This window comes from Actinokineospora sp. UV203, assembly GCF_056323665.1.
Window position 1 is genome coordinate 902739 of sequence record NZ_CM150484.1, and the last position, 23200, is coordinate 925938.

The 23200-nt window shown below is 68.0% G+C and carries 20 protein-coding genes, 1 tRNA gene and 1 pseudogene; 6 read left to right on the forward strand and 16 right to left on the reverse strand.

The window, feature by feature from the left end; all coding sequences use genetic code 11:
• Nucleotides 1-45: 45 nt before the first annotated feature.
• The 4 genes from ACUZ2Y_RS04170 to ACUZ2Y_RS04185 all read right to left on the reverse strand — a co-directional run bounded on the left by ACUZ2Y_RS04170 (nt 46) and on the right by ACUZ2Y_RS04185 (nt 5945).
• Nucleotides 46-1233 (reverse strand): MFS transporter, encoded by a 1188-nt coding sequence (locus ACUZ2Y_RS04170; protein ID WP_476327062.1) that lies wholly within the window; start codon nt 1231-1233, stop codon nt 46-48.
• A 288-nt stretch (nt 1234-1521) separates the two neighbouring features.
• Entirely contained in the window at nt 1522-2844 is a 1323-nt protein-coding gene (locus tag ACUZ2Y_RS04175) for an SNIPE associated domain-containing protein (RefSeq protein ID WP_476327064.1), read from the reverse strand.
• 864 nt (nt 2845-3708) lie between these two features.
• Nucleotides 3709-4593 carry an alpha/beta fold hydrolase gene (locus tag ACUZ2Y_RS04180; RefSeq protein ID WP_476327066.1) on the reverse strand — a complete coding sequence of 295 codons (885 nt, stop codon included), beginning with the start codon at nt 4591-4593 and terminating at the stop codon, nt 3709-3711.
• A gap of 20 nt (nt 4594-4613) precedes the next feature.
• On the reverse strand, nt 4614-5945 hold the full coding sequence (locus tag ACUZ2Y_RS04185) for a M20/M25/M40 family metallo-hydrolase (protein ID WP_476327068.1): 1332 nt from the start codon (nt 5943-5945) through the stop codon (nt 4614-4616).
• A gap of 98 nt (nt 5946-6043) precedes the next feature.
• On the opposite strand from ACUZ2Y_RS04185, the gene ACUZ2Y_RS04190 reads away from it, so the two are divergent.
• A tRNA-Leu gene (locus tag ACUZ2Y_RS04190) sits at nt 6044-6127 on the forward strand.
• Here ACUZ2Y_RS04190 and ACUZ2Y_RS04195 read toward each other — a convergent pair.
• Both ACUZ2Y_RS04195 and ACUZ2Y_RS04200 read right to left on the reverse strand, forming a co-directional pair.
• The gene (locus tag ACUZ2Y_RS04195; protein ID WP_476327070.1) at nt 6109-7062 is read right to left on the reverse strand and encodes a recombinase family protein; all 954 of its coding nucleotides are present in this window, start codon (nt 7060-7062) and stop codon (nt 6109-6111) included. The genes ACUZ2Y_RS04190 and ACUZ2Y_RS04195 overlap by 19 nt on opposite strands.
• 307 nt (nt 7063-7369) lie before the next feature.
• The gene (locus tag ACUZ2Y_RS04200; protein ID WP_476327072.1) at nt 7370-7495 is read right to left on the reverse strand and encodes a hypothetical protein; all 126 of its coding nucleotides are present in this window, start codon (nt 7493-7495) and stop codon (nt 7370-7372) included.
• 5 nt (nt 7496-7500) lie between these two features.
• Between ACUZ2Y_RS04200 and ACUZ2Y_RS04205 the strand changes: the two genes are divergently transcribed.
• From ACUZ2Y_RS04205 to ACUZ2Y_RS04215, 3 genes are all read left to right on the forward strand, one after another.
• Nucleotides 7501-11697 (forward strand): RHS repeat domain-containing protein, encoded by a 4197-nt coding sequence (locus tag ACUZ2Y_RS04205; protein ID WP_476327074.1) that lies wholly within the window; start codon nt 7501-7503, stop codon nt 11695-11697.
• 637 nt (nt 11698-12334) lie between these two features.
• Nucleotides 12335-13678, forward strand: a complete 1344-nt coding sequence (locus tag ACUZ2Y_RS04210) for a polymorphic toxin-type HINT domain-containing protein (RefSeq protein ID WP_476331584.1) — start codon at nt 12335-12337, stop codon at nt 13676-13678.
• A gap of 13 nt (nt 13679-13691) precedes the next feature.
• Nucleotides 13692-14210 carry a hypothetical protein gene (locus ACUZ2Y_RS04215; protein ID WP_476327076.1) on the forward strand — a complete coding sequence of 173 codons (519 nt, stop codon included), beginning with the start codon at nt 13692-13694 and terminating at the stop codon, nt 14208-14210.
• 94 nt (nt 14211-14304) lie between these two features.
• Here the strand turns inward: ACUZ2Y_RS04215 and ACUZ2Y_RS04220 are convergent, their stop codons facing one another.
• The 7 genes from ACUZ2Y_RS04220 to ACUZ2Y_RS04250 form a co-directional block, all read right to left on the reverse strand.
• Nucleotides 14305-14625 carry a hypothetical protein gene (locus tag ACUZ2Y_RS04220; RefSeq protein ID WP_476327078.1) on the reverse strand — a complete coding sequence of 107 codons (321 nt, stop codon included), beginning with the start codon at nt 14623-14625 and terminating at the stop codon, nt 14305-14307.
• 358 nt (nt 14626-14983) lie between these two features.
• Nucleotides 14984-15517, reverse strand: a complete 534-nt coding sequence (locus tag ACUZ2Y_RS04225) for a hypothetical protein (RefSeq protein ID WP_476327080.1) — start codon at nt 15515-15517, stop codon at nt 14984-14986.
• Between the two features lie 242 nt (nt 15518-15759).
• Nucleotides 15760-15996 carry a hypothetical protein gene (locus ACUZ2Y_RS04230; protein WP_476327082.1) on the reverse strand — a complete coding sequence of 79 codons (237 nt, stop codon included), beginning with the start codon at nt 15994-15996 and terminating at the stop codon, nt 15760-15762.
• 647 nt (nt 15997-16643) lie between these two features.
• Nucleotides 16644-16988, reverse strand: coding sequence for an STAS domain-containing protein (locus ACUZ2Y_RS04235; protein ID WP_476327084.1), 345 nt, complete (start codon nt 16986-16988; stop codon nt 16644-16646).
• 282 nt (nt 16989-17270) lie between these two features.
• Entirely contained in the window at nt 17271-18404 is a 1134-nt protein-coding gene (locus tag ACUZ2Y_RS04240) for a peptidoglycan DD-metalloendopeptidase family protein (RefSeq protein ID WP_476327086.1), read from the reverse strand.
• 683 nt (nt 18405-19087) lie between these two features.
• On the reverse strand, nt 19088-19396 hold the full coding sequence (locus ACUZ2Y_RS04245) for a recombinase family protein (protein ID WP_476331587.1): 309 nt from the start codon (nt 19394-19396) through the stop codon (nt 19088-19090).
• A 26-nt stretch (nt 19397-19422) separates the two neighbouring features.
• The gene (locus ACUZ2Y_RS04250; RefSeq protein ID WP_476327088.1) at nt 19423-19728 is read right to left on the reverse strand and encodes a hypothetical protein; all 306 of its coding nucleotides are present in this window, start codon (nt 19726-19728) and stop codon (nt 19423-19425) included.
• Between the two features lie 56 nt (nt 19729-19784).
• Here ACUZ2Y_RS04250 and ACUZ2Y_RS04255 point away from each other — a divergent pair, with 56 nt between their 5' ends.
• Both ACUZ2Y_RS04255 and ACUZ2Y_RS04260 read left to right on the forward strand, forming a co-directional pair.
• Entirely contained in the window at nt 19785-20387 is a 603-nt protein-coding gene (locus ACUZ2Y_RS04255; RefSeq protein ID WP_476327090.1) for a hypothetical protein, read from the forward strand.
• Between the two features lie 348 nt (nt 20388-20735).
• On the forward strand, nt 20736-21341 hold the full coding sequence (locus ACUZ2Y_RS04260) for a Tn3 family transposase (protein WP_476331590.1): 606 nt from the start codon (nt 20736-20738) through the stop codon (nt 21339-21341).
• Here ACUZ2Y_RS04260 and ACUZ2Y_RS04265 read toward each other — a convergent pair.
• From ACUZ2Y_RS04265 to ACUZ2Y_RS04275, 3 genes and pseudogenes are all read right to left on the reverse strand, one after another.
• Nucleotides 21320-21525, reverse strand: a pseudogene (locus ACUZ2Y_RS04265) (hypothetical protein); the annotation flags it as partial. The gene ACUZ2Y_RS04260 and the pseudogene ACUZ2Y_RS04265 overlap by 22 nt on opposite strands.
• 15 nt (nt 21526-21540) lie before the next feature.
• Nucleotides 21541-22554 (reverse strand): TIR domain-containing protein, encoded by a 1014-nt coding sequence (locus ACUZ2Y_RS04270; RefSeq protein WP_476327092.1) that lies wholly within the window; start codon nt 22552-22554, stop codon nt 21541-21543.
• Between the two features lie 34 nt (nt 22555-22588).
• On the reverse strand, nt 22589-22843 hold the full coding sequence (locus ACUZ2Y_RS04275) for a hypothetical protein (protein ID WP_476327094.1): 255 nt from the start codon (nt 22841-22843) through the stop codon (nt 22589-22591).
• Nucleotides 22844-23200: the final 357 nt, after the last annotated feature.

The following is a 23200-nucleotide window of genomic DNA, read 5'->3' on the forward strand; positions in this document are numbered from 1 at the left end:
GGGGCCACCTCCGACTCGTAGTTACGCGCGGCGACTCCGCCCGGTTCAGCGCAGGAGGTGACGGGTCAGCGCTGCCCCGGACAGTATCGCCACCAACCCGCACACACCCGGCCAGCCGAACTGCGCGAAGGCACGAACACCGCACCAGGAGCCAATACTGCCGCCCAAGAAGGCACAGGTCATGTAAGCGGTGTTAAGCCTGCCGCGCGCCTCAGGCCGCAGGGCGAAGATCCGCACCTGGTTGGCCACCATCCCGCTCTGCATGGCCACATCGAGCACCAGCGTCCCCACCGCGAGCGCCACCAGCCCCGCGACGCCACCTCGGACTCCGCCCGCGAGGACCACAGCGGACGCGAGGACGGCGAGCATGCAGGCGAGGTTCACCGGGTCCGGCCCACGGCGATCGATCCACCGCCCGGCAAGCGGCGTGCAGAACATCGTGGCCGCGTTGACCAACGCGAAAGCCCCCACCACGTGCGCGCCCAAAGCGTAGGTGGGGCCGGTCAGCAGCAGAGCGAGCCCGGTCCAGACCGCGGTGAACGCGCCGAAAATGGTCGCCTGATAGAAGCACGACCGCCGCAACTCGCGCTCGCTTCGCAGCAGCCGCAACGCCTCACCCAACAACGAGGGATAGCGCTGCCGCGTGGAAGGCACGGTCCGCGGCGCGACGAAGACCAGGATCGTCGCCATGGCAAGCACCATCGCCGCGGCCAACAGGTAAGGAGCCCGCCACCCCAGCCACTCCCCGACCGCCCCGCCGAAGGCCCGCGACAGCAGCATCCCGCCGATCGACTCAGCCAGCAAGGTGCCGGTGACCGCCCCGCGCCGGTCGTCAGGCACCAACCCCACCGCCATCGGCGCGATGATCGGCGCGACGACGGTCGTGATCCCCACCAGGACACTCGCCCCCAGCAGGAACACCAACGAAGACGCCGAACTCGCCGCGAGAAGCCCCACCCCGCTGACCCCCAACAGCGTGACGATCAACGGCCGATGCGCGAACCGGTCCCCCAACGGCACCAGCAGGAAGATCCCCACCGCATACCCAACCTGCGCCGCGGTCACCACCATCGCCGCGGAATCAGCCGGGACACCCAACCCGGAGGCGATCAGTGGGGTCACCGCCTGCGGGAAGTAGATGTTCCCCACGGCCACACCACAAGTGACGGCCAACAGGAAGATCACCCGCCGACTCACGGTCCGCTCAGGCGCGGCCACCGGTGGCGTCGTCACCACCCCACCCTCACGGTTCCCGCCCACCACCCGCAAACCGTTTACGGCACGACGATTAAAAGGCGGCCGCACCCCGGCACCCGTCACGCCCCCCGGTGTCATGGACGTGGCCTGCGCACTCCACCTCACGCCGTATGTCGCGACCAGGCGAATCGCTCCCGGGGGCACCCGCCGGAATCCGGCGTGCACCCGCTCAATGGCATCGCCCTCATCGGCGAGCTCTACCGCTCCCACCTAAACGGCGACGTCACCCCGCCGTGCTGGACGACTCGGGCACCGTGCACCCATCTACTGGGCGCCATTCCTGGTCACTGTGACTGGGCTGCCTTGGCGGTACTCGAGCGCCTCCGGTTCGGTGACGTACTCAAGGACCTCGCCAGCGTGCTTGGCCAGCAGCGCGTGCACCTCGGCCGGGGTGGCGTAGAAGAACTCCCGCCGCATGTTGATCCGGTTCACGCGCCGCTCGGACAGTTCCCGGTGCAGTGCGTTCTCCAGGCTGACCGCGTCGTGGGAGAAGAACATGATGTGGGTGTCGTACCGGAACGGGACCGAGGCGTCGCCGAGTTCGAGCACGCGCTCGGCGGGGGTGAGCCGCCGGGTCATGCCGATCTTGACCATGTTCGCCCCGAACGCGCCGATGTTGCTGATGACGTAGACGTACCCGGCCCGGATATTGGCTTCACGCTCGTGGACGCCCTGGATGCCCGATTCGACACTGTCGAGTTCGAGCCGCATCTTCGCGGCCCCCTCCGTATCGCCTTTCTCCAGCAGTGCTTTGTAGACGGTGGCGAGGTGTCGCCGCTCCTTTTCGAGCTTCTCGATTTCGCGCCGGAACTCGGCCTGGGCCTTGGCTTCCTCGCGCAGTCGCTCGCGCTCGGCCCGCTCAGCTTCCTTCTCCTCCTGCTTCTTCTGCAGGTAGTCCGCGGTCAACTCCAGCTCCTGTATTCGCAGGGCCCGGTAGCGGGTGGCGATACGGATATTGAGCATCGCGCCCAGCTTCTCGATCGCCTCACCGGTTCGGTCGAGACGCTTCTTCGCGGCGTCGACGGACCCGGCCTTCATCACCCGCAGGCTGTTCTCGGCCTCGGAGTTGTAGGCGCGCAGCATGACCTTGCACCAGTCGTTGACCATCTTCTTGCCTTGCGCCGCGGAATTGTTGAAGGTGAAGTTGGAGTTCGCCACGACTGCGGACTTGTCTTTGATCATCTCCTTCATTGCGGCGGAAATGAGGTCAAGGCGCGTCTTGTAGGCCTCCGCGTTCTCCAGCACGTGCTGGTAGCGGAAGACTCCAGCTTGTTGGAACACGAGCTCATCGGTGAACGGCACCAACTCCTGCTGTGCCTGGACGATTTCGGCCTGGACGGCGGCGAGCCGCTTGTCATGCGCGACGCGGATCTGCGCCAACTGCTCCGCGTGCCGCTGCCGCTCCAGCGCCTGGGCGTGTCCCAACTGGGCTAGCTCGGAACGCATCTGGTCGACCTGCTGGCGGACTTGCCAGTGCTCAAGACCCCCGATTCGGGCGAGCTGCTCCTGGGCCTGGTGCAGGTGCGCACTCAGGCCTGCCGCGGCCTGTTCCAGGTCGGTGATCTTCTTGGTCTTGGTACCGAACAATGCGCACATCCCAATCAGCAGCTGAAGGGCCAGGGCTTGGCCTTGCCGTCGGGCGGCGACTGCCCGTTGTTACCAGCCCTGACCTCCTTCACCCGTTTGCCGACTTGATCGCGAAGGCCGAACACCTAGGGGCGCGATTAAGTACCCGTATAGGTATTCCCCCCGATGCCCCGTATCCCCTCGGGGGCGCACTGTTCAGATAGGACAGGTAGGACACAACGTGTGTCGGAGGTGTGAGATGACAGGCAGCGAAGCTGAGGCTTTGCGGCATTGTGCTGCCGGGTCGGTGTTGTTCCACAGCGGGCTGTGGGGCGGCCCGATGGGCTTCGTCTGGGCAGGCTCAGACGGGGCAGCGGCAGGACACGTTCCGCAATGGGAGTCCGAGGCCTTGACCATCCTGGAGCGTAAGAGGCTGGTGGCGATTGTGCCTACCGGCGGCGCGAGGGACGCACGGGTTGTCGTGACCCCCATCGGGTCCCTGCACCTGGTGCGGGACCTCGCGGCGTAGGGCAAGGGTTTCACTCGCGACCAGCCCCGCTGCGACGAAAGCGCTCAGTCGGCGGCTACGGTCCAGCCGCGGTGCCTCTATCGGCCCGCCCGAGTAGGCGCCTCCAGAAGGCGATCAGGTCTGCTCCTCGCGCCGTCGCCTCGGCGATACGTTCGCGGCATCGCGCGTCCCGGAGGCGCACCTGGCGAGGGCACGCATTCCAGCGCAGCAAAGCGCGGGCAGCGGAGGTCGAGCCACTGGCCGAACCGGACAAGCCCGCCTGACCCGCGAGTCGCCCGTTCACGACAACGAGTTCGCAGTTCAGGCGTCATCCCGCGCGTAGCTGACCAGGGAGGTTATCGCGCCCCGAGCGGGACTCAGCGCCGGAACGCGGCGTGCGCCAGCCCCACCAGCCGCGGCAGCACCTGGGCCACACCCTCCAGCGGCAGCATGTGCCCGAGCCCCGGCAGCACCACCGCCGTCCCGTCCGCCACCGCCCCCGCCAACGCCTCCACATGCGACACCGGCACCACCCGGTCCCGGTCCCCGACCATCGCCACCACCGGTGTGCCCGCCGCCACCGACAGCGCGGCCTCCTGGTCGTACCGGTCGAGCGCGGGCCGGAACAGGGCCACCGTGTCCGGCCAGTGCGCCGCGATCATCTCCGCCACCAGGCGCACGTCGTCGGGCTCGGGGTCCTCACCGAGCAGCAGCCACCGCAGCCCGATCGTCTTCGCCTTGTCGATCCGCTGCGCCACCCGCTCGACGATCTTCGCCCCGAGGATCGCCCGCAGGTCCTGCACGATCTTGCCCAGCGAACTGGGGATCGCCGCCTCCGCGACCCAACCGGCGGGGGTCGACAGCAGGGCCAGCCCCGCCACCCGGGCCTCGAACAGCGCGGCGTGGCGGGCGGCCAGCGCCATCGCCACCAGCCCGCCCATCCCGTGCCCGGCTAATACGACCAGGCCATGCGGCACCCCACCGTCGAGCAACTCGGCGAGGTCGTCACCGAGTTGCTCGACCGTCGCGGTCTTCTCGTCGGCCGCGCTGGACTGCCCGTGGCCGCGGTGGTCGTAGGACAACACCTGCACCGGCTGCTCGGTCGCGTCCGGCAGCGCGGCGATGATCTTGTGCCACTCCCGCTGGTCCATCGCGTAGCTGTGCGCCAGGACGACGGTGACCCCCGCCCCGGGTTCCCCCGCGCGCTGAACGGACAACTTCGCCCCGTCGGACAGGGCGAAGCGTTTAGTGGTGGTGGGCACCGCCGAATCCTGGCATGCCCTCAGCAGCTCCGCAGGAACCGATCCATCACCCGCGTCCCGAACTTCAGCGCGTCCACCGGGACCCGCTCATCGACCCCATGGAACAGCGCCGCGAAGTCCAGGTCCGCGGGCAGCCGCAGCGGCGCGAACCCGAAGCACCGAATCCCCAACGAGTCGAACGCCTTCGCGTCGGTCCCACCGGACAACATATAGGGAACCGTGCGGGCGCCTGGGTCCTCCGCCACGATCGAGGCGGTCATCGCGTCCACGAGGGCACCGTCGAAGGTCGTCTCGACGGCCGGAAGCTTCGCCACCCACTCCCGCTCGACGTCAGGACCCAGGATCTCGTCCAACTCCCGCTCGAACGCGGCTTCCCGCCCCGGCAGCACCCGACAGTCCACAACGGCCTCCGCGACCGAGGGGATCACGTTGGCCTTGTACCCGGCGGTCAACATCGTCGGATTAGCGGTGTCGCGAATGGTCGCCCCCACGATCCGAGCCACCGCCCCCAACTTGCCCACGGCGCCGTCGAGGTCGTCCTCGTCGAAGTCCATGCCGGTGATCTCGCTCATCGCGGCGAGGAACTCGCGCACCGACTCGGTCAGCACCAGGGGGAACTTGTGTGTCCCCAACCGGGCGACAGCCTGCGTCAACTTCGTGACCGCGTTGTCCTCATGAACCATCGACCCATGCCCGGCGCGCCCGCGGACCCGCAACTTCAACCAGGCGATGCCCTTCTCCGCGGTCTCGATCATGTAGGCGCGGACGTCGTCCTTGACGGTGATCGAGAACCCGCCCACCTCACTGATCGCCTCGGTCGCCCCCTCGAACAACTCCGGCCGATTCCGCACCAGCCACTGCGACCCGAAGTCGCCGGCGGCCTCCTCATCAGCCAGGAAGGCGAAAATGATGTCCCGAGGCGGCACCACCCCATCCCGCTTGAACCGCCGCGCGGTAGCCAGCGTCATGGCGACCATGTCCTTCATATCGACCGCGCCCCGGCCCCACACATAGTCGTCCTGGACGGCGCCGGACAGCGGATGAACCGACCATTCGGAAGGGTCAGCAGGCACGGCATCCAGATGCCCGTGCACCAACAACGCCCCCCGAGACGGGTCGGCTCCCTCCAACCGAGCGAAAACGTTCCCTCTGCCCTTAGCCCCCGACTCGACGTAGGTGGTGTCGAACCCCACCTCAGCCAACTTCTCCGCCACATACTCCGCCGCGGCCCGCTCCCCCACCACCGTCGCGGGATCTCCGGTGTTGGTGGTGTCGATGCGGATCAACTCACTGGTCAGCTGCACCGACTCGGCCTCAGCCACAGCCCTGGTGTCGCTCTGATGCTCGGTCACACCGCTTTCCTACCACCACCGGAGCGGTAAGGCGGCCCCGATTTGGGACCACGCAACCCCATCCGATACTCTGTGCGCACACCAGCGGGAGACCGCAAGTCCGGGTGGCGGAATGGCAGACGCGCTAGCTTGAGGTGCTAGTGCCCTTAGCGGGCGTGGGGGTTCAAGTCCCCCCTCGGACACAGTCGTTAAACACACGGGGACGGGCCGTCACATAGACGGCCCTTTCTTTTTGCTCAAATCGCAGCTCAAGGCCCATCTCCGCGTAGATCTCGGGCAGACGCTCCGGTCGAGCCGTCTCGATCTTCGTTCCCACGTCTCCGAGCTTGTCCACCAACGCGCGAACCTCTGCCTCGCTGATCGTCGGCTCGGCGGGCGTGGAAGCCAACTCGGCCCGCGCGGCCTCTCGGTCGGCCTGGGTGTCATTGATGGCCTCGACCAGCGCAGCCGGGTCCACACCAGCCGCGATGGCCGCTGTATGCCGCTTCAGACGTGTCTCAGCGTCCGCCAAGCGCTGTTTGGCGCTCTCGTGCTTCCCTGTCTCCACCTTCGCGTCCTGGGAGCCGATCAGCTCCGCCACGGTGTGCTCGACGTTGTCCCGGCTGAACCGAGTCCCCAACCATTTGTTCAGCGCGGGCACAACATGATCCTCACGAAGATTGACCGTCTTCGGATGTTCGGCCAGCGCCGCCGATCCGGGTGTGAGTGTTCGCGCAATGCAGCGGTAGTAAACGCCGTTCCGAATTCCCTCCGCCTGCATCTTCCGCAGGCACACACCGCACCTCATCAAACCGCGGAGCAAATACGGGCGCTTACCGCCTGTGCGCGTCCGTTCCAATTTCGCGATCCCGCGCATCCCGCCCGAACCTCGTGATCGGCGGATCAACTGAGCCTGTGTGAAGACCTCCACCGAAACGATCTCCGGGTGCGCTTGCTCTCGGGACCGAACTATCCGTTCCGGAGCCGAGCGGCGGAAGCGGACGACGTGCCCGGCCGCCACGTCGTCCGGGTTCACCAACGTCTCGTGTTTGACCCACCGACCGAACACCGCATAGCCCGTATAGCGCGGGTTCTCCAAGATCGCGCGAATCGTGCTGCCCTGCCAGCCGTCAGCCAACCGATGCCGACGAGATCACCCGCAACAACGCCGCCGTCTACACGCACACACTCGCCCGCGACGGCCAGGGCACGGCGCAGGTCGACCTGGAGATCCCGGTCAACGCCAACGACCTGCTCTCCTGGAAGCTGCGCACTGACTCACCGATCGACGCCGCGAAGCTCGACTGGACCCCCCGCGCGCACTACACCGCGGCCACCGGCGTCGAGTCGATCGTCGACCACCAGGGCAATCCCGCGCTGGTCATCAACCCGCTGTACGACCTCGACATGTACCCGGTGAACACGCTCACCGCGCCGCAGGCCTCCTACACCGCCACCGCGGACGGCACGGTCACCGTCAAGCCCGCGCTCGCGGTGAGCGGCGGGGACGGGCGAGTGGTGTTCACGGTCAAGAAGCGCGGCGCGCTGCTGGCCAAGCGAGTGATCGACATCGCGGGTGGCGTGGTTCCCGTCGCCGGCCGATCTCGCGGTCACGGCGTCGGTCACCGCGGGCGACGAGTTGTTCTTCGATTTCTCCGCGCTCGACCCGCTGCAGTTCGGCCGGATCACCGGCCACTCCGCGACGCTGGACGACGTCGCCATGCCGACCGCGGTGCACGCCTCCGCAGAGCAGGGCGCGTTCGCCCAGCCGTACCGCGGCTGGGGCGCCATCGGTTACCAGGGCAACCGGAACCGGGCCACCACCCCGATCATCGAGAGCGACCTGGTGCTCGACGAGAGCTACCGCGACCAGCTCCCCGACGGCCCGACCGAGGGCGACGTCGACGACTTCACCCAGAACCCGACCGTGAGCCAGCCCCGGGTCGTGGTGTTCGCACCACTGCCCGCGCAGGATCGCTGGGCGGGTTCGGACGACAGCACCTGGGTGTCGGCCACCAGCGCGTCCAGCTCGCGGTTGGGGCTCGACACCATCGACGTGGCAACCGACGCCGATTTCGCGGGCGCGACGGCGGTCTCGCGTCGCGGCCGAACCCAGCAGATCTCCACCACGTTCGGTGTGAGCATTCCCGGTGTTCCGGTCGGGGCGGGCGCCAGCCTGTCCAAGGGCGCGACCAAGGGCCAGGTCGACTTCCTCGACGTCAACGGCGACCGCCTCCCTGATGTCGTCGGCTCCGGCGGGATCCAGTTCTCCGACATGGTCGGCGGTCTCGGTAGCAGGCGAGGCGACTTGGGCGGAGCGGTGCGTGAGTCGGATTCGCTGGCCTACAGCGTGTCCGCGAACGCGGGCAGCCCGGCGCGCACCAGCGGCACGGCCCGGGGCCTCGACGCGCCCTCCGGCGGCCGCAACGCCAACACAGCCAAGTCGGGCGTGGAGATGCCCGCGCTCGGCGTCGGCGGCAACCTCGGCGGCGGCGAGTCCGACGCCGGGTACGACCTGGTCGACATCAACGGCGACGGCCTGCCGGACAAGGTGTACGAGAACGGCACCGCCGCACTCAACCTGGGCTACTCGTTCGCCGCGGCCGAGCCGTGGCCGGGCGGCCCGGTCAACGAGGGCAAGACCACCAACGGCGGCCTCAACCTCGGCTTCAACACGGACTACTACGGGTTCGCCGGCGGTGTGTCGGCCGCGCTCGGCACGTCGGTGACCAAGGCCAGCCTGCAGGACATGAACGGCGACGGCCTTGCCGACCGCGTGTTCGCCAACGACAGCGGACCGGTGGGCGTCGCGATCAACACCGGCAACGGGTTCGCCGCGCCCACACCATTCCGCGGCAGCCTCACCGAGATCTCGAAGGACGGCAACGCCACCCTCGGCGGCGGCGTGTACTTCACCTTCGGCTTCTGCTTCGTCTTCGGCTGCCTTGTGTTCAACCCGGGTGGTGACGTCTCCACCGGCGTCGGCCGCACCGAGGTCGCACTGCGCGACGTCAACGGCGACGGTTACGTCGACCACCTGCGGTCGGGCAACGACGGCGAGCTGCAGGTGGCGGAGAACAAGACCGGGCGCACGAACATGCTGCGCACCGTGAGCCGCCCGATGGGCGCCCGGATCGACCTCGACTACACGCGGTCGGGCAACACCGCCGACCAGCCGGACTCGCGGTGGGTGCTCTCGCGTTCCTCGGTGTTCGACGGGCATCCCGGCGACGGTGTGGACACCCAGGTGTCGACCTACCGCTATGAGCAGGGCCGCTACGACCGGTTGGAGCGCGAGTTCTACGGCTACGGCAAGGTTGTCAGCGAGGTCCGTGACGCGGGCGACGCCGTATACCGGACGGTGATCGGCGAGTACCGCACCGACGCCTATGCGGCCAAGGGCCTGCCGTCGCGGACGCTGACCACGGACGGCGCGGGCAGACCGTTCCTGGAGACGGTCAACACCTACCAGCTGCGCACTGAGCCGAGTGGCGCGGTGTTCCCGCTGCTTGCCCGCACCGACAAGCATTTCTACGAGGGCCAACCGAATCCGGGGAAGTCCACCTACACCGAGATGACCTACGACGGGTACGGCAACCTGACCCGCTCGTTCGACGCGGCGGACACCGGGCCCGCCGACGACATCGAGGCTGAGTTCGGCTATAGCGCGGCCGATCCGGCGTGCCGGGACAAGCACATCGTGGGCGTGGCGAACTCCCTGCGCGAGGGCGGCACGTCGCCTGCCACGACCACCCGGCGTCGCGCGTCCGATGTGGACTGTGCGAACGGTGACATCCGGACGGTCAAGGAGTTTCTGGCCGACGGCTCGGTCGCGGTGACCGACCTGGAGTACTTCGACAACGGCAATCTCCGCAAACTCACCGAGCCGACCAACAAGAACGGCGAGCGCTACACGCTGGAGTACACCTACGACACCGCCGTGGGCGTGCACGTCGAGTCGGTCCTCGACGCGTTCGGCTACCGGTCGACGACGACGCACAACATCAAGTACGGCCTGCCGACGGTTGTCGTCGATGAGAACAGCCAGGAGCTGCGCACGTCGTACGACAATGTCGGCCGCGTCGATGACGTGACCGGGCCGTACGAGATCGGCGGTGGCCGCCCGACGATCGACTTCGAATACCACCCCGAATCGGCCGTGCCGTACGCGGTGACCCGGCACATCGACCGCACCGCGAACGGCGTCCGTGAGGACACCATCGACACGGTGACGTTCGCCGACGGCGTCAAGCGTGCCCTGCAGACCAAGCAGGACGCGTCGGTCGCCGCGGCGGCGGGCGACGACCCGGTGGCGTCGATGACGGTCTCCGGGCGCGCGAAGGTCGACTTCCTCGGCCGCGTCGTCGAGCAGTTCTATCCGCTCGCGGAGCCGAAGGGCCCGGCGAACACCACGCTCAACGCCGCGTTCGACTCGGTCACGCCGTCGAAGCTGACCTACGATGTGCTCGACCGCACCACACGGTCCGAGCTGCCCGACCAGACCGCGTCCGCCCTGTCCTACGGGTTCGGGACGGACCGGGCCGGGGTCGCGCGGTTCCAGACGGTCGGCACCGACGCCAACGGCAAGCAGCGCGAGAGCCACACTGACGTGCGCGGGCTGACCATGTCCGTGCGCGAGTTCAACGCGGGCGCGTCCGTGTGGACGAGCTACGCCTACGACCCGATGGGTCAGCTCACCACGGTGATCGACGACAAGAACAACGTCACCCGCGCCGAGTACGACAACTTCGGCCGGCGGACCATTGTGGACGGTCCCGACCACGGCCGTGTCGAGTCGCGCTACGACCTGGCGGGCAACCTCACCGCCAAGGTCACCTCGGTGCTGCGCGCGCAGAACAAGGCGATCGAGTACGACTATCAGTACAACCGACTGTCCGGCGTGCGGTACCCGACGTTCACCGGCAACAACGTGACCTACATCTACGGCGGGCCGGGCGCGCCCGGCAACACCGCCGACCGGATCGCCGAGGTCCGCGACGCGGCGGGCACGGTGACCCGCTCCTACGGCCCGCTCGGTGAGACCACCCGCGAGACCAGGACGGTCACCGCGCTGGTCACGCCCGAGCGGACCTACACCACCGAGTACCAATACGACTCGTTCAACCGGGTGTTGCGCCTGACCTACCCCGACAGCGAGGTGCTTACCTACGAGTACGACAGCGGCGGCCAGGTCAACCGGGCCACCGGGCCACCGGGCGCAAGGCGAGTTCGATTACACCTACCTCGCCCGGCTCGACTACGACAAGTTCGGCCAGCGGGTGCTGCAGGAGACCGGCACCGGCGTGCGCACCACCTACGCCTACGACCCGGCCGATCGCCAACTGGCCAATCTCAAGTCGAAGCTGCCCGACGGACACCACTTCCAGAACCTCACCTACGCCTACGACAACGTCGGCAACGTGACGTCGCTGACGAACACCGTGCCGCTGCCGCACGGCAAGCCGGTCGGCGGGCCGAGCACGCAGACCTACGGCTACGACGACCTGTACCGGATCACGTCGGCGAGCGGCGAGTACCGCAACAAGGACAACAAGCTCGACCGATACTCGATGACGCTCGCCTACGACTCGATCCACAACCTCACCGCGAAGTCGCAGCGGCACGAGATCGTGGTCAACCCGGACGCGCCGCCCCCGGCGCCGGTGGCGGAGGAGCCGCTTGCGTCCGATCCGACGCTGTTGCCGCCGCTCGGTCCGATCGAGGATCCGGACGGAGAGACCAGCGGCGAGACGGCGACGCCCACCGAGCCTGAGCCTGACCCGGTGGTGGCGCCGGTCTCGTTCACCACGGCCACCGGCGAGACCGCGCAGGAGCAGAAGAGCACCACCTACGACTACGGCTACACCTACGGCAGTGGGAAACCGCACGCGCCAAGCAAGATCGGCCCGATCGACCAGCGCTACGACGCGAACGGCAACCTGATCGACACGGTCAACACGCTGCCGCCCGCGCCGGGCAAGCGCAGGCAGTTGGTGTGGGACGAGGAGAACCGCCTCGCCTGCAACCAGGACCACGCGCGCAACACCACCGTCGCGCAGGACCCCAGCGCGTGCGTGGCGCCCAAGCAACCCGCGACCGTGCGGTACGTCTACGACGCCGACGGCAACCGGGTGGTGAAGAACGCCGGGCCGCAGCACATCTACCCGAACCGCAACTTCAGCGAGCGCAACGGGACCGGGTTCAAGCACGTGTTCGTGGGCGACACCCGGATCGCGACGAAGACGGTCAACCCAGACTCGTCGTACGAGAACCACCACTTCTTCTTCCACGCCGACCACCTCGGCTCGTCCGGGTTCGTCACCGACGAGCACGCCAACCTCACCGAGCACCTGGAGTACTTCGCCTTCGGTGAGACGTGGGTGAACGAGCACCCGGCGCAGCCCACCGCGGTGCCGTACCAGTACTCGTCGAAGGAACTCGACGAGGAGACCGGCTTCTACTACTACGGCGCGCGCTACTTCAACCCGCGCACACAGCTGTGGCAGAGCCCGGACCCGATCCTGGACCCGTACCTCGACGGCGGCCCGGCGGGCGGCGTGTACCAGCCGGTGAACCTGGCGTCCTACACGTACGCGGGGAACAACCCGGTCAAGTACACCGACCCGGACGGGCAGTGGATCGAGAGCGCCTGGGACGCGGTCAGCCTCGGCATGGGCGTGGCGAGCTTCGTCAGCAACGTCCGTGAGGGCAACGGCTGGGGCGCGGCGCTCGACGCTGTGGGCATCGTCGCCGACGGCGCGGCGCTGATCCTGCCGGTGGTGCCCGGCGGCGCGGGCGCGCTGATCAAGGCGGGCCGCGCGGCGGAGAAGGGCGTCGAGGTGGTGAAGGCCGTGGACCGCGCCCGCGACGCGGAACGCGCCGTGGAGGGTGCGCGGACCGGGGCGAAGGCCGTCGACGCGGGCGGTGACGCCGCGAAGACGGCGACGAAGGCGGCGCCGTCCGGCTCGCCGTGCCCGGTGCCGAACAGCTTCACACCGGACACCCCCGTGCTGATGGCCGATGGCTCCCGCAAGCCGATCGCGGACGTCGCAGTCGGCGACCAGGTGCTCGCCACCGATCCGGACACGGGCGAGACGGTGGCCCGGCCGGTCACCGCGCTGATCACCGGCGACGGTCAGAAGGCGCTGGTCGAGATCACGGTCGACACCGACGGCCCCCTCGGGTCCGCCGAGGGCGTCGTGATCGCGACCGACGGCCACCCGTTCTGGGTGGACGACGATGGCGCGTGGGTCGACGCCGCACAGCTGTCCGCGGGCGACCGCCTGCGGGCGCCGGACGGGACTCTGCTGGAGGTGGTGGGCGCGCGGCCGTACTCGGCCCAGGCGCGGGTGCACAACCTGACCGTCGACGGCGTGCACACGTACTACGTGCAGGCGGGCGCGGCCGATCTGCTCGTGCACAACTGCGGCGGGGCCAAGCGCGGACCCAAGCCCGCGGGCACCGGCCCGCACAACCAGAAGATCTCCGAGATCGCGGACAACCTGCCGCCCGGCGACAAGGTGGTCGCCGGTGGCCAGGTGCCCGGGAAGAGGGAGGCGGTCATCCCGACACCGGGCGGGCACAAGGGGTCGCGGCGGCCGGATATCCTGGTCGAGCGGCCGGACGGGTCGCGTTACGGCGTGAACGTCGGCAAGCGGTACAAGACCACCGGCGAGCCGATCAAGCGCGAGGTCGAAGCGCTCGAGGACTTGCGCGGCACGGGTCTGGAGATGCGGTTCGAGCCGTACAACTGACAGAGTGGCAAGGATGGCGGGAATACGACTGCAGTTCCACGCGGAGGCCGGTGAGCTGGTGGCACTGGCCTCCGCGTGGATCTCGCGGCACGAGCTGAACGCGGTCGTCCAGTGGATCACGCCGGAATTCGTGGTGAAGCCGTGGCCCGCCGAGGTCGAGGGGGTGCGGCGGATCATCCTGGCGCGCGCACCGTTCGACCTCACGGCCGACGCCCCGCACACGTTCCTGACCCGCAACCCCGAGTCGTTCGTGATCGACGTGGGGGAGCGAACCGCCGAGGGCTTGCGGGAATCGGAGCTCTCCGCGGCAGGCGAGGACCCGGTCGCGATGAAGCTGTGGCGAGCCTTGATCCGCGACGCGAAGTCTCGGATGCACCACGGCGCCACAGTGGTCAACCCGCTGACCGGCGCCCGCGCCCCGTGGCCGCGTGGTCACCACATGATGGGCGCCCACGAGCTTGCCGCGTCCGGGGTGCCGATGTTGGCCGTGGCGGGCCAGGTCCGCTACGAATTCGACGATCTGTCCGGGTAGGTCTCCCGCTCGCGGACGACGATGACGTTGGGGGGTGCTTCCGCCCGCTACCCGTCCGAGCGCGGTCGCCTGTGCCTGGCAGGCAGGCGCGAAGTCACGGGCTGTGCCGTGGTTGTTCGTCGAGGGTGGTCCACTCGCGCCAGTGGGTCGAGGCTTCGCGGGTTGTGTAGGCGGCGGTGGCGAGGAGGGCCAGCCAGGTTGAGCCGTCCGTCGGGAGGGACTCGTTGAGGTAGGTGTAGGTGAAGTTGCCCGCCAGGTACACCAGGCCGAGCCATGGTTGTGCGCCGCGGTCCATGATGTTCAGACAGGTGGCCGACCCGATCAGCAGGCCGACGACGGCCAGGGCGAGGCTGGGAGGCTGGTGTGGTCGAGCATGGCCGCCGCCGCCACGATCCCGATGGCGCGTGCGCCGCACTTCGCTCGAACCGGGCTGGCACCGCTCACCGTCGAGCGGTCGCGGGGTGGCCGACCGTGTCGGTTGTCGCGTGGGTGCCAGCCAGGGCCAGGGCGTGCGATCGGTGGGTAGGGGGCACCCGTTGTGCACCTGAAGAACTGGTGTCCCATGGCCAGGCACCTCGTCCGCCGAGTACCTCCGACCACACCGAGCGAGCCGGTGGTCGGACTGATCTCCGACCACCGACACCGCGTCGTACCAACATCGAACCAACAGCGTCGTACCCCGACACTTTCCAATCATCTACCGGCCGCTGGACCCGACCTTGGATGAGACCGTTGGGGCCAGTGGTGCCGGAGCGCGAACCTGCTCATCGCTGTTAGTTGCTGTTGCCCCACTTCCAGCCGAGGTAGTTGGCGAAGTAGGTGCGGGACACGTGGCCGATGCGTCCGTTGACGCTGGTGGCCCAGACGCCACCGTTACCGTCGGAAAGGCCGACGTGGCCGTAGGAGGAGATGTTCCAGAAGACGAACGCGCCACGCGGCGGGTTCGTGCCGGTGTGGCGGGCACCGTCGGAGGAGTTCCAGTGAGCGATGGCGCTGGCGTGGTGGGTGCTTCGGTCCCAGGCGAGGCGTACGGCGCGCTCGCAGTAGCCTTCATAGGCGGTGCTGCCCTGGCGGGCCCGGAACCAGCCGATGGCGCCTTCGACTGTCTGCAGTGTGCCGAACTCATCGCTGCCTGCGGGCAGAACGGCGTTTGGGTCGGCGATGTCGGCGGACGTGATCTGGCTGTATACCTCGGTGGGCCTTGCGGTCGCGCCCGCTGGACCGGTCGCCGCGGCTGTTCCCGCACCGCCGATCAGAACAGAGAACATCGCGATCACGAGCACGGTGACATTGGGCCATCGCTTCATCAGGTATCTCCTTCTCTCACCCGCCCGGGGCAGCGGGCGTATTCGAACATCATCTCGCTCGCATCGGGATTGATCCATATCTCGTGGCGGCCAACCGCTTTCCGAGGTTTAATCAACAACAATGATTCAGGGGTTGACATGGATGACGTTCTAATGCGCGCCTTGCGTGCGGCAGGCCGGGCAGGAGGAGCGATCAGTCGAGGTTGATCGCTGGATCGTCCGATTCCCAGGGCGGATTGTGGTCAATGAAAAATTTGACGGGGCCGCCCCCGGAGACTCGTGACGATCGTCGGCCGTCTGCTTGTCTCGGCGGTCGCGGCACCACCGACGCGTTCGCGCACCGTCGCCGAGTCCGCCTTCGTGTCCAGCTGTTCGAGTCCTCCAGCCACGGGCTTTTTGACACCATGCTCCCAAAATCGGCGGCAGCCATGCACACGGTCAAGCCAGTCGGCCACGAAGTCGACCACCGGGATCGACATCCGCGGAGCGGAACCCGGGTGCGGTTTCCGGTCGGCGACAGGACAGGGACGACCAGCGATGAACAGTTTGTGCGGCCCCATATCTCAACGGTGCGAATATCGCATCCGACGCGATATAGGTCCTTGACCGGCGTACCCGAATACTCGAAGAGTTCGATCCGTGAACGGTCCCGGGTTTCCTGCGGTCCTCAAAGGAGGCGGCATGAACCCGGGACATTCACCTTGACCGATCACCGAATCCCGCTTGGCGGTTCCTCTCGATATCCCGCACCCGGGAGGCGGACGGATGTCGTCGACTGACGCTCAGGGATTGGCGCGCAACAGCAGCGGGCGCTGACCGGAGGGGCCGTCAATGGTGTGTTGTGTTGGACATGAGCGGCTCAGCGGCGGCCGACGCGGGTGTGGCGGGATTCGCCGCAACCGTCCCCAACTTGGTGTTCCGGCTTCCGTTCGGGGCGCTGGCCGCCGGGTTCGCCCCGCGGAGCCCGGGACCGGTGCCGACGGCGGTCGGGCTGGCCGTGGCGATGATCGTCTTGGCCGTGGTGACCACCCTGAGTCCCGCCATCCGCAAGTCCGGCGACCGGGTCCAGCAACCCGGCTGGTGCCGTGGAATGGTCATTGACACGTGGGCCGCGCCCGGCGGGTGCTCAGGCCGGTGTTTCGGGTGCGACAACGGGGATGATCTGGTCCAGGCCGCCGATGTGCAGGGCTTTGGCGATGTTGGCGGGCACCGCGGTGACGGCAAGGGTGCGGCCGTCGGCGTGTAGGCGCCGCCAGACGCCCAGCAGGGCGCTCATGCCCGAGGAGTCGCAGAACCGGACGTGCGAGAAGTCCAGCAGCACGTGCTCCCTGCCGCCGTCGACCAGAGCCAAGACCTCGTCGTGCATCCGGGCGGCGGTGGCGTGGTCGATCTCGCCGCCCAGGCCGACGACGACCCGGCCGTCGTCGGCGGCGGTGGTCAGGGCGACGGTGACGGGAGGCGGAGTGCTCACCGGTGCTCCTTGCCGTCGGTGGCCACGCACCCGGGAGGCCACCAGCCCGGGACGCCACCACTGACCGGGACGCCGCGGTCCGTCGACTTCGAATCCGCGGAATAAGTCCGAAACTCGACCTCCACCTGTTCGGACCTGGTCTCCTGATCCGACGCCTCCGCGCCGCCGGATCAGCGCGCGCGGAGGCGATCGAAGCCGGGTGGGCCTCACCCGTGACGAAACTCGGGCGGTAGTGGGGAACTGCCTACCTGTCGGTGTCCAGGGCCGGTCAAGTGATCGTGGTCAGCAGTAGCCGTTGATGGGGCCGTTCACGCCGGTCCACATGAAGGCGTCGGTCACCCAGGTGCCGTCCGACAGTCGGTTCCACAGACTGGTGGAGCCGTAGCGGCCGGTGTGCGTGGTGCCATTCGCCGAGCAGGACACCGTGACGGTGGCTCCGTCGGCGACCGAACCCGCGAGCGCGTAGTTGGTTCCGGGACCAGTGCGCTTGTTCACCGTCGTACCGCCATTGGTGTCGATCACGGCTTGGGTCAGGCCGAGGGCGCCGTAGTTGTAGAGCGCGCCGCCCGCGTAGACCCGCTTGCTGCCGTGCCGGGCCGAGCCCTGGTAGGCCGAGCCGCCGTTCTCGTAGACCCATTTGCCGATGTCGTGCCCGGCGATGCCGACATAGACGTTGTTCTGCCGCAGTCCGAAGTGGACATGTCGGCCGCTGGCCGACCCGCCGCAGGTGACGTCGGTGCCGGTGTTGCCCAGAAACGTGCCCTGCGCGACTACGGTGCCGTTGACGTTGATGTTGTTCCACAGGTGGTAGTAGTCGGTTGCGTAGCCGCGGTCGTGGATGACCCGGATCCAGCCCTTGCACATCGTGTACGCCGTCCCCGAGCGCGCGGCGCGCACCACCTGGTCGCCGCCGTGCAGGTCCAGCGAACTCCACGGTGCCGCCGCGCCACTCCAGCCGTGTGGCCCGCCCGACATCGTCCAGGTCTGACCGACCGAGAACGGCAGCGCCATGCCGGTGCGGAAGTCGCTGCCCGCCAACACCTGCGGCCCGTCGGGCGCCAGGTTCGCGCGCTCGTGATCAGCCACGATCGGAGCGCGGCGGGACTTCTCGGCGAACGCCGCCTCGCCTTCGAGCGCGACCTGCCACTGTCCGCGCACCCGTTCGGCGACGAACAGCCAGCCTTCAGGGTGGATGTCGGCGCCGCGTTCGGTGGCCAGCACCGCCGTGCCGAACGCCCAGTCGCCGTTCTGTCGCGACGGGGTCACCACCGGGCTGGTGCCGTCGGAAGCGTGGGCCATCAGTCGTTGGGTGACCACGGTCGACAGATCAGGGGGTGCGGCCTCGGCGGTGGCCGGGACGCCAAGACCGGCGACGACGGCACCGGCGAGTAAAGCGATCAGGGGTCGGACTGCCATGACAGACCTCCGCAAGGTTGGGCGAGACCGCCCCTGCGACGACCCCGCCTCACCAGTCTTGTCAGCTTCACCGGGAAGCCAACCCCTAAGACCGCATCTCAATTGGATGTGTGATCAGGTAGGCGATGTTGTTGATCAACGATGAGCGATGTAGAGAAGTGGCGGATTCAACTGATCGTCGCAACACCCCTGATTGCGAGGTGGAGCGATGGCTGGCCCGAGGCAGAAGCAGGTTCGTCAGTATCGGGGGCAGATCCCCTCGCCGGGTCGACCAACCATCGCCTGGCGCGCGGACCGTGTGAGGTTCTGGGCCGCGATCGCTACCGGCGTCCTGACCGACGAAGCCATCCCGACTCCCTCCGAGGTCGGGAACGAGACCGCACCACCGGCTCACGCATGACGCGTCACATCCGACTAAGCACCCGAACAGCCCAACATCACCGGCAAACCTGCAGCGGCGGCCAGCCGGGGCTACGCGGAATCTGCACCGAGCACCCTGTAGCCAGTCCCACGGTGACTGACCGTGCGGCCGTCGAGCAGTCCTGGCATCTTTGTTCTTGGTCGCGCAGGTGAGACACCGCCGTGACGAGAAGTAATAGATATCTTGATAGTTAATAGAGGATAGTTAGCAATAGCGATCTGGTCGCGACGGTCCGTGTGGGAGACCTGGCACCGCCAGTCGGTCAGCCGACGTCGATTTTGCAACGGCAGATCAATTCGGATGGGTCTACGCGGACCCTCTCCAGGGAGTGCGCCGCTCGTTCAGCGCGTGTCGGGAAGCGGTGTCCCCCACGGCGAAGCTTGGTTCGTCGCCAGACCTGGCGGCCGGTGTAGAGCGGGTTCTCCACGATCTCGATGATCGTGCGCAGCGACCACACGGTGTTCGACCGATGCTGTTTACGGTCGCTGCTTGACGGGGCATGCACACCCCGGTCGTTGAGGTCGTGGGCGATGGATGCCGCGCTGCGCCCGGCGCCGCGGTCGGCGAATATTCACCGCACATGTGAGGCGGTGACCGTCAACAGAGCCGGTAGCCGGCCGTCTGCACCCGAGTACTCGTCTCACACTCACGCGGCGACGCCTGATCGAGGCTGACAAGCACCACCTTCGACCGCCGCTCGGCCGGAAGCACCGACAGGTCCAGCCCATCAGCGCCCAGACCGCGCATGAACTCCAGCTTCGCGACCTCCGCCTTGATCGCGGCCAGGGACGCCTCCACCGGCCCGGTGGCCAACGACCCCAACCGGGTGGTCTTGACCTCGGAGTCGGTGACCAGCAGCCCGTCCAGCGCGGCACATCGGTCGTCGGTGAACTCGTGCGCCAACCGGAAGTAGGTCTCCCGCTGCGCCTCCTCGGTTCCTGGCCACCATCGGCCGCAGGTTGACCGCCCAAGCGCTGGAGCGACGTGATCCGCAGCACCGCTATCCGATCCTGCTCACCTTGTTGGCGCAGTCGGCGACCGATGTGCTCGACGAGGTCGTGGGGTTGTTCGACCAGGCGATTTCGGCGCGGGAGGGCAAGGCCGAACGCAAGATGCGCGAGGCGCTGGCCGAGCGGGGCAAGGCCGGAGAGGACCGTCAAGCGCTGCTGGACGATCTGCTGGCCATCATCACCGACCCGCAGATCAGCGACGAGCAGATCGGTGGGTGGATCCGGGGCGAGCGGATCGGATGGCCGCGGCTGCGGTCGGCGGTGGCGCAGGCCGCGCCGAGGTTGCCGCGCGATCACGGGCACCTCGCTGCGCTGGACGGCTCGTACGGGTATCTGCGCCAGTTCACTCCGCAGGTGCTCGCGGCGGTGCGGTTCGCCAGCGGCACCGCCGCAGCCGGGTTGCTGGAGGCGGTGGAAATCCTGCGCGAGCTCAACGCCACCGGCGCCCGCCGCGTGCCCGACGGCGCACCAGACGGGTTCGTGCCCACACGGTGGCGCGGCTACCTCGACACCGCCCGCACGTCCGGCAACGCCAGCGCCTACCGGCACTAGTGGGAGCTGTGCACCCTGCTCGGGTTGCGTGACGGGCTGCGCACCGGCGACGTGTACGTGCCCGGGTCGCGGCGCTACTCCGACCCCGCGACCTACCTGCTGACCCCGGAGAAATGGGTGGGGCAGCGGGTGGAGTTCTGCCGACTGGTGGGCAAGCCTGCAGACCCGGTCCGCGCGCTGGCGGCCGCCGAGGACGAGCTGGGCCAGGCGCTCGGCGAGCTGGAGGCGGTGCTGGCCGCCGGTGACGGGCCGGTGCGCCTGGACGAGGGCGGCGACCTGGTGATCTCCCCGATGTCGGCGGAGGACATCCCGGCCGAGGCGACCGCGTTGAAGGCGGAGCTGACCGCGATGCTGCCGTTCGCGCCGATCGTGTCGCTGCTGATCGAGCTGGACAAGCGCACCGGGTTTCTGGACTGCTTCACCCACGCCGGCGGCAAACAGGCCAGGTCACCGGAGTTGAAGCGGAACCTGATCGCGGTGGTGATCAGCCACTCCACCAACCTCGGCCTGACGCGGATGGCAGATGCGTGCGGGATCTCCTACGACATCCTGGCCTGGACCGCGGAGTGGTATGTGCGGGAGGAGACGCTGCGCGCGGCGAACCTGGCGATCATCGGCTACCACGCCAGCCTGCCGCTGGCCGCGGTGTTCGGCACCGGCACCCTGTCCTCGTCGGACGGGCAGCGGTTCCCGGTGCGCGGCAAGACGTTGAACGGCCGGGACATGGTCATCCACGGCGGGCAAGTCCTCTCCACCTACACCCACGTCACCGACCAACACACCACCTACGGCACGAAGATCATCGTCGCGACCAATCGCGAGGCCCACTACGTCCTCGACGATCCTCGGCAACGCCACCGACGTCCCCGTCACCGAACACGCCACCGACACCCACGGCGTAATGCTGGTCAACTTCGGTCTGTTCGACCTGCTTCTCTGGCGTCGGGCATGTAGAGCGGTTCGAGTGCCTTGATCGAGTACGACCGCTGGAGACCGGGATTCCCTTGCGCACCAACACGTAGAGGTTGACCAGGGTGATGCGGCGCAAGAGGTCGTCTATAACCTCTTCCCTGGTGCCGTGCTGCGCCGCGAGACGTTTGAGAACGGTCGACTTGTATAGCGCGTAGCAGTAGATGTGCGGCGGCACAATCGCTCAGATTGGTCCAAACCTTACTGCAGGATTCTCGTCGCCGCCATCACCCCGAGGCATCGCTGTTGACGTGCTCGGCGGGGTGAGGTCACCCGCCGTCAGCCAGTCCGTTCCGCTGTCATCCACCGGACATCCGATATCCGCCAGGCGCCGAGCCAGCAGCATTCGCCGCTGCGGCGAGTCGTAGAGCCGCACGACGTTGCGTCCACCAAGATCGGTGAAGGGACGAACCTTGCCGAACTCGACGAACAGGGTTCGGTCCGGACACAGCGCCATGGCCATGCCCGCCTCAAACAACACGTTCGGCCGAGCCTGTCCGGCGGGCCGCAGGTCGAGGTCCTCCTCGTCGTCTGCGTGCTCGACCTTGAGGTAGGCGACGTCATCAGGGGTCTGGAACACGATCACCGGCACCTCCGTGGCGAGGACGGTGTCCAGCACATCGCCGATGTACGGAGCGCCTTGCCCAGTCAAACCCAGCGCGGCAGGCCACTCGATTGGCTGAAGACCGATCGCGCGCAAGAAGTCATACAGGCCGCGCCGGGCCCGCTTGTCCCGACCGTGGACCACGAATACCCGTCGTTCGTGGGCGCGGGTGGCTTGCGGGCGCACACCCCAAGACGTCCCGAGCCAGCTGACCGGCTCATCCCCGGCCGAAGCCATTAAAGGCTTGAGTACCCGAATCGCCTCGTCGGGGTCGTGCGCTGTGATTCGGACCGTGACACCGCTGTCCCGATCCTCGAGTTCCACGCACCGGAGCAGGCCATCTGTCGCGTTGCGGGAAAGCGCGTCGAGCCAGTTCCGGGAGACGAAGGCGAAGTCGCCGACCTTGTCTGCCAAGCCGCCCGCGACACTGACCACCGCCTGCGTGAACTCGTCGAGGGGCCCACGATCGCCAAGGTCAAGGCCGTGGACGACCGGGACATCACGCGCACGCAGCGCATCGGCCAGTTCCTCTCGGGCGGCCTCACCGACATTGTTGGGAAATCTGATCACCGCGGCGAGCGGACCACTGGTCATCACCTGATGATGTCATCCCGCCGACCTCGCGTGGTTACATGGTTTGATGCGCGCCAGACCAGCCGAGCAACTGCTCGACACGTTGCTCGACCCGATCGTCGCGTTCGCCGGGACGGGGGTCTGCCACGACGAGGCACGCGATCTCTTCGCTGCGGGGGATGTCGGCGGCCTCGCCGCGCTGTACCACGATGAAAGCGTGCGGGCCATGCACAGCGGCGACGACCGCACAGCGGTCCGGATGCTGCTCGCCGAGCGAAGCGCGGCCAGGCGCAACGGCGATGCTGAGCAAACGGCTTCAGCGGTCCATTTCCTCGCCCAACACCACCGGGTACGGGCCCGCTTCGTCCCCGCGGAGATGTGGAACCACGTGGCGCTCATGACGCCCCTGCGGGATGAGACCGCGCTGTACCATGCCCGCGCCTGGCGGGAACTGGCCGCGATCCGTGAGGCCACGGCCGAGTACGACGCGGGACTGGCCTGCTCCGCGCGGTCGATCAATGTGTGCGAACGGTACCCACGAGTCGCCGCTATTTCACAGGCGCGCGTACTGACTCTGCTACAGCGTTCAGCATTGCTCCGGCAGCGCGGAGCGCTCAGCGACGCTCTCGAGTGCGTCGAACTGGCACGCACGCTCGCCCGGGACGAG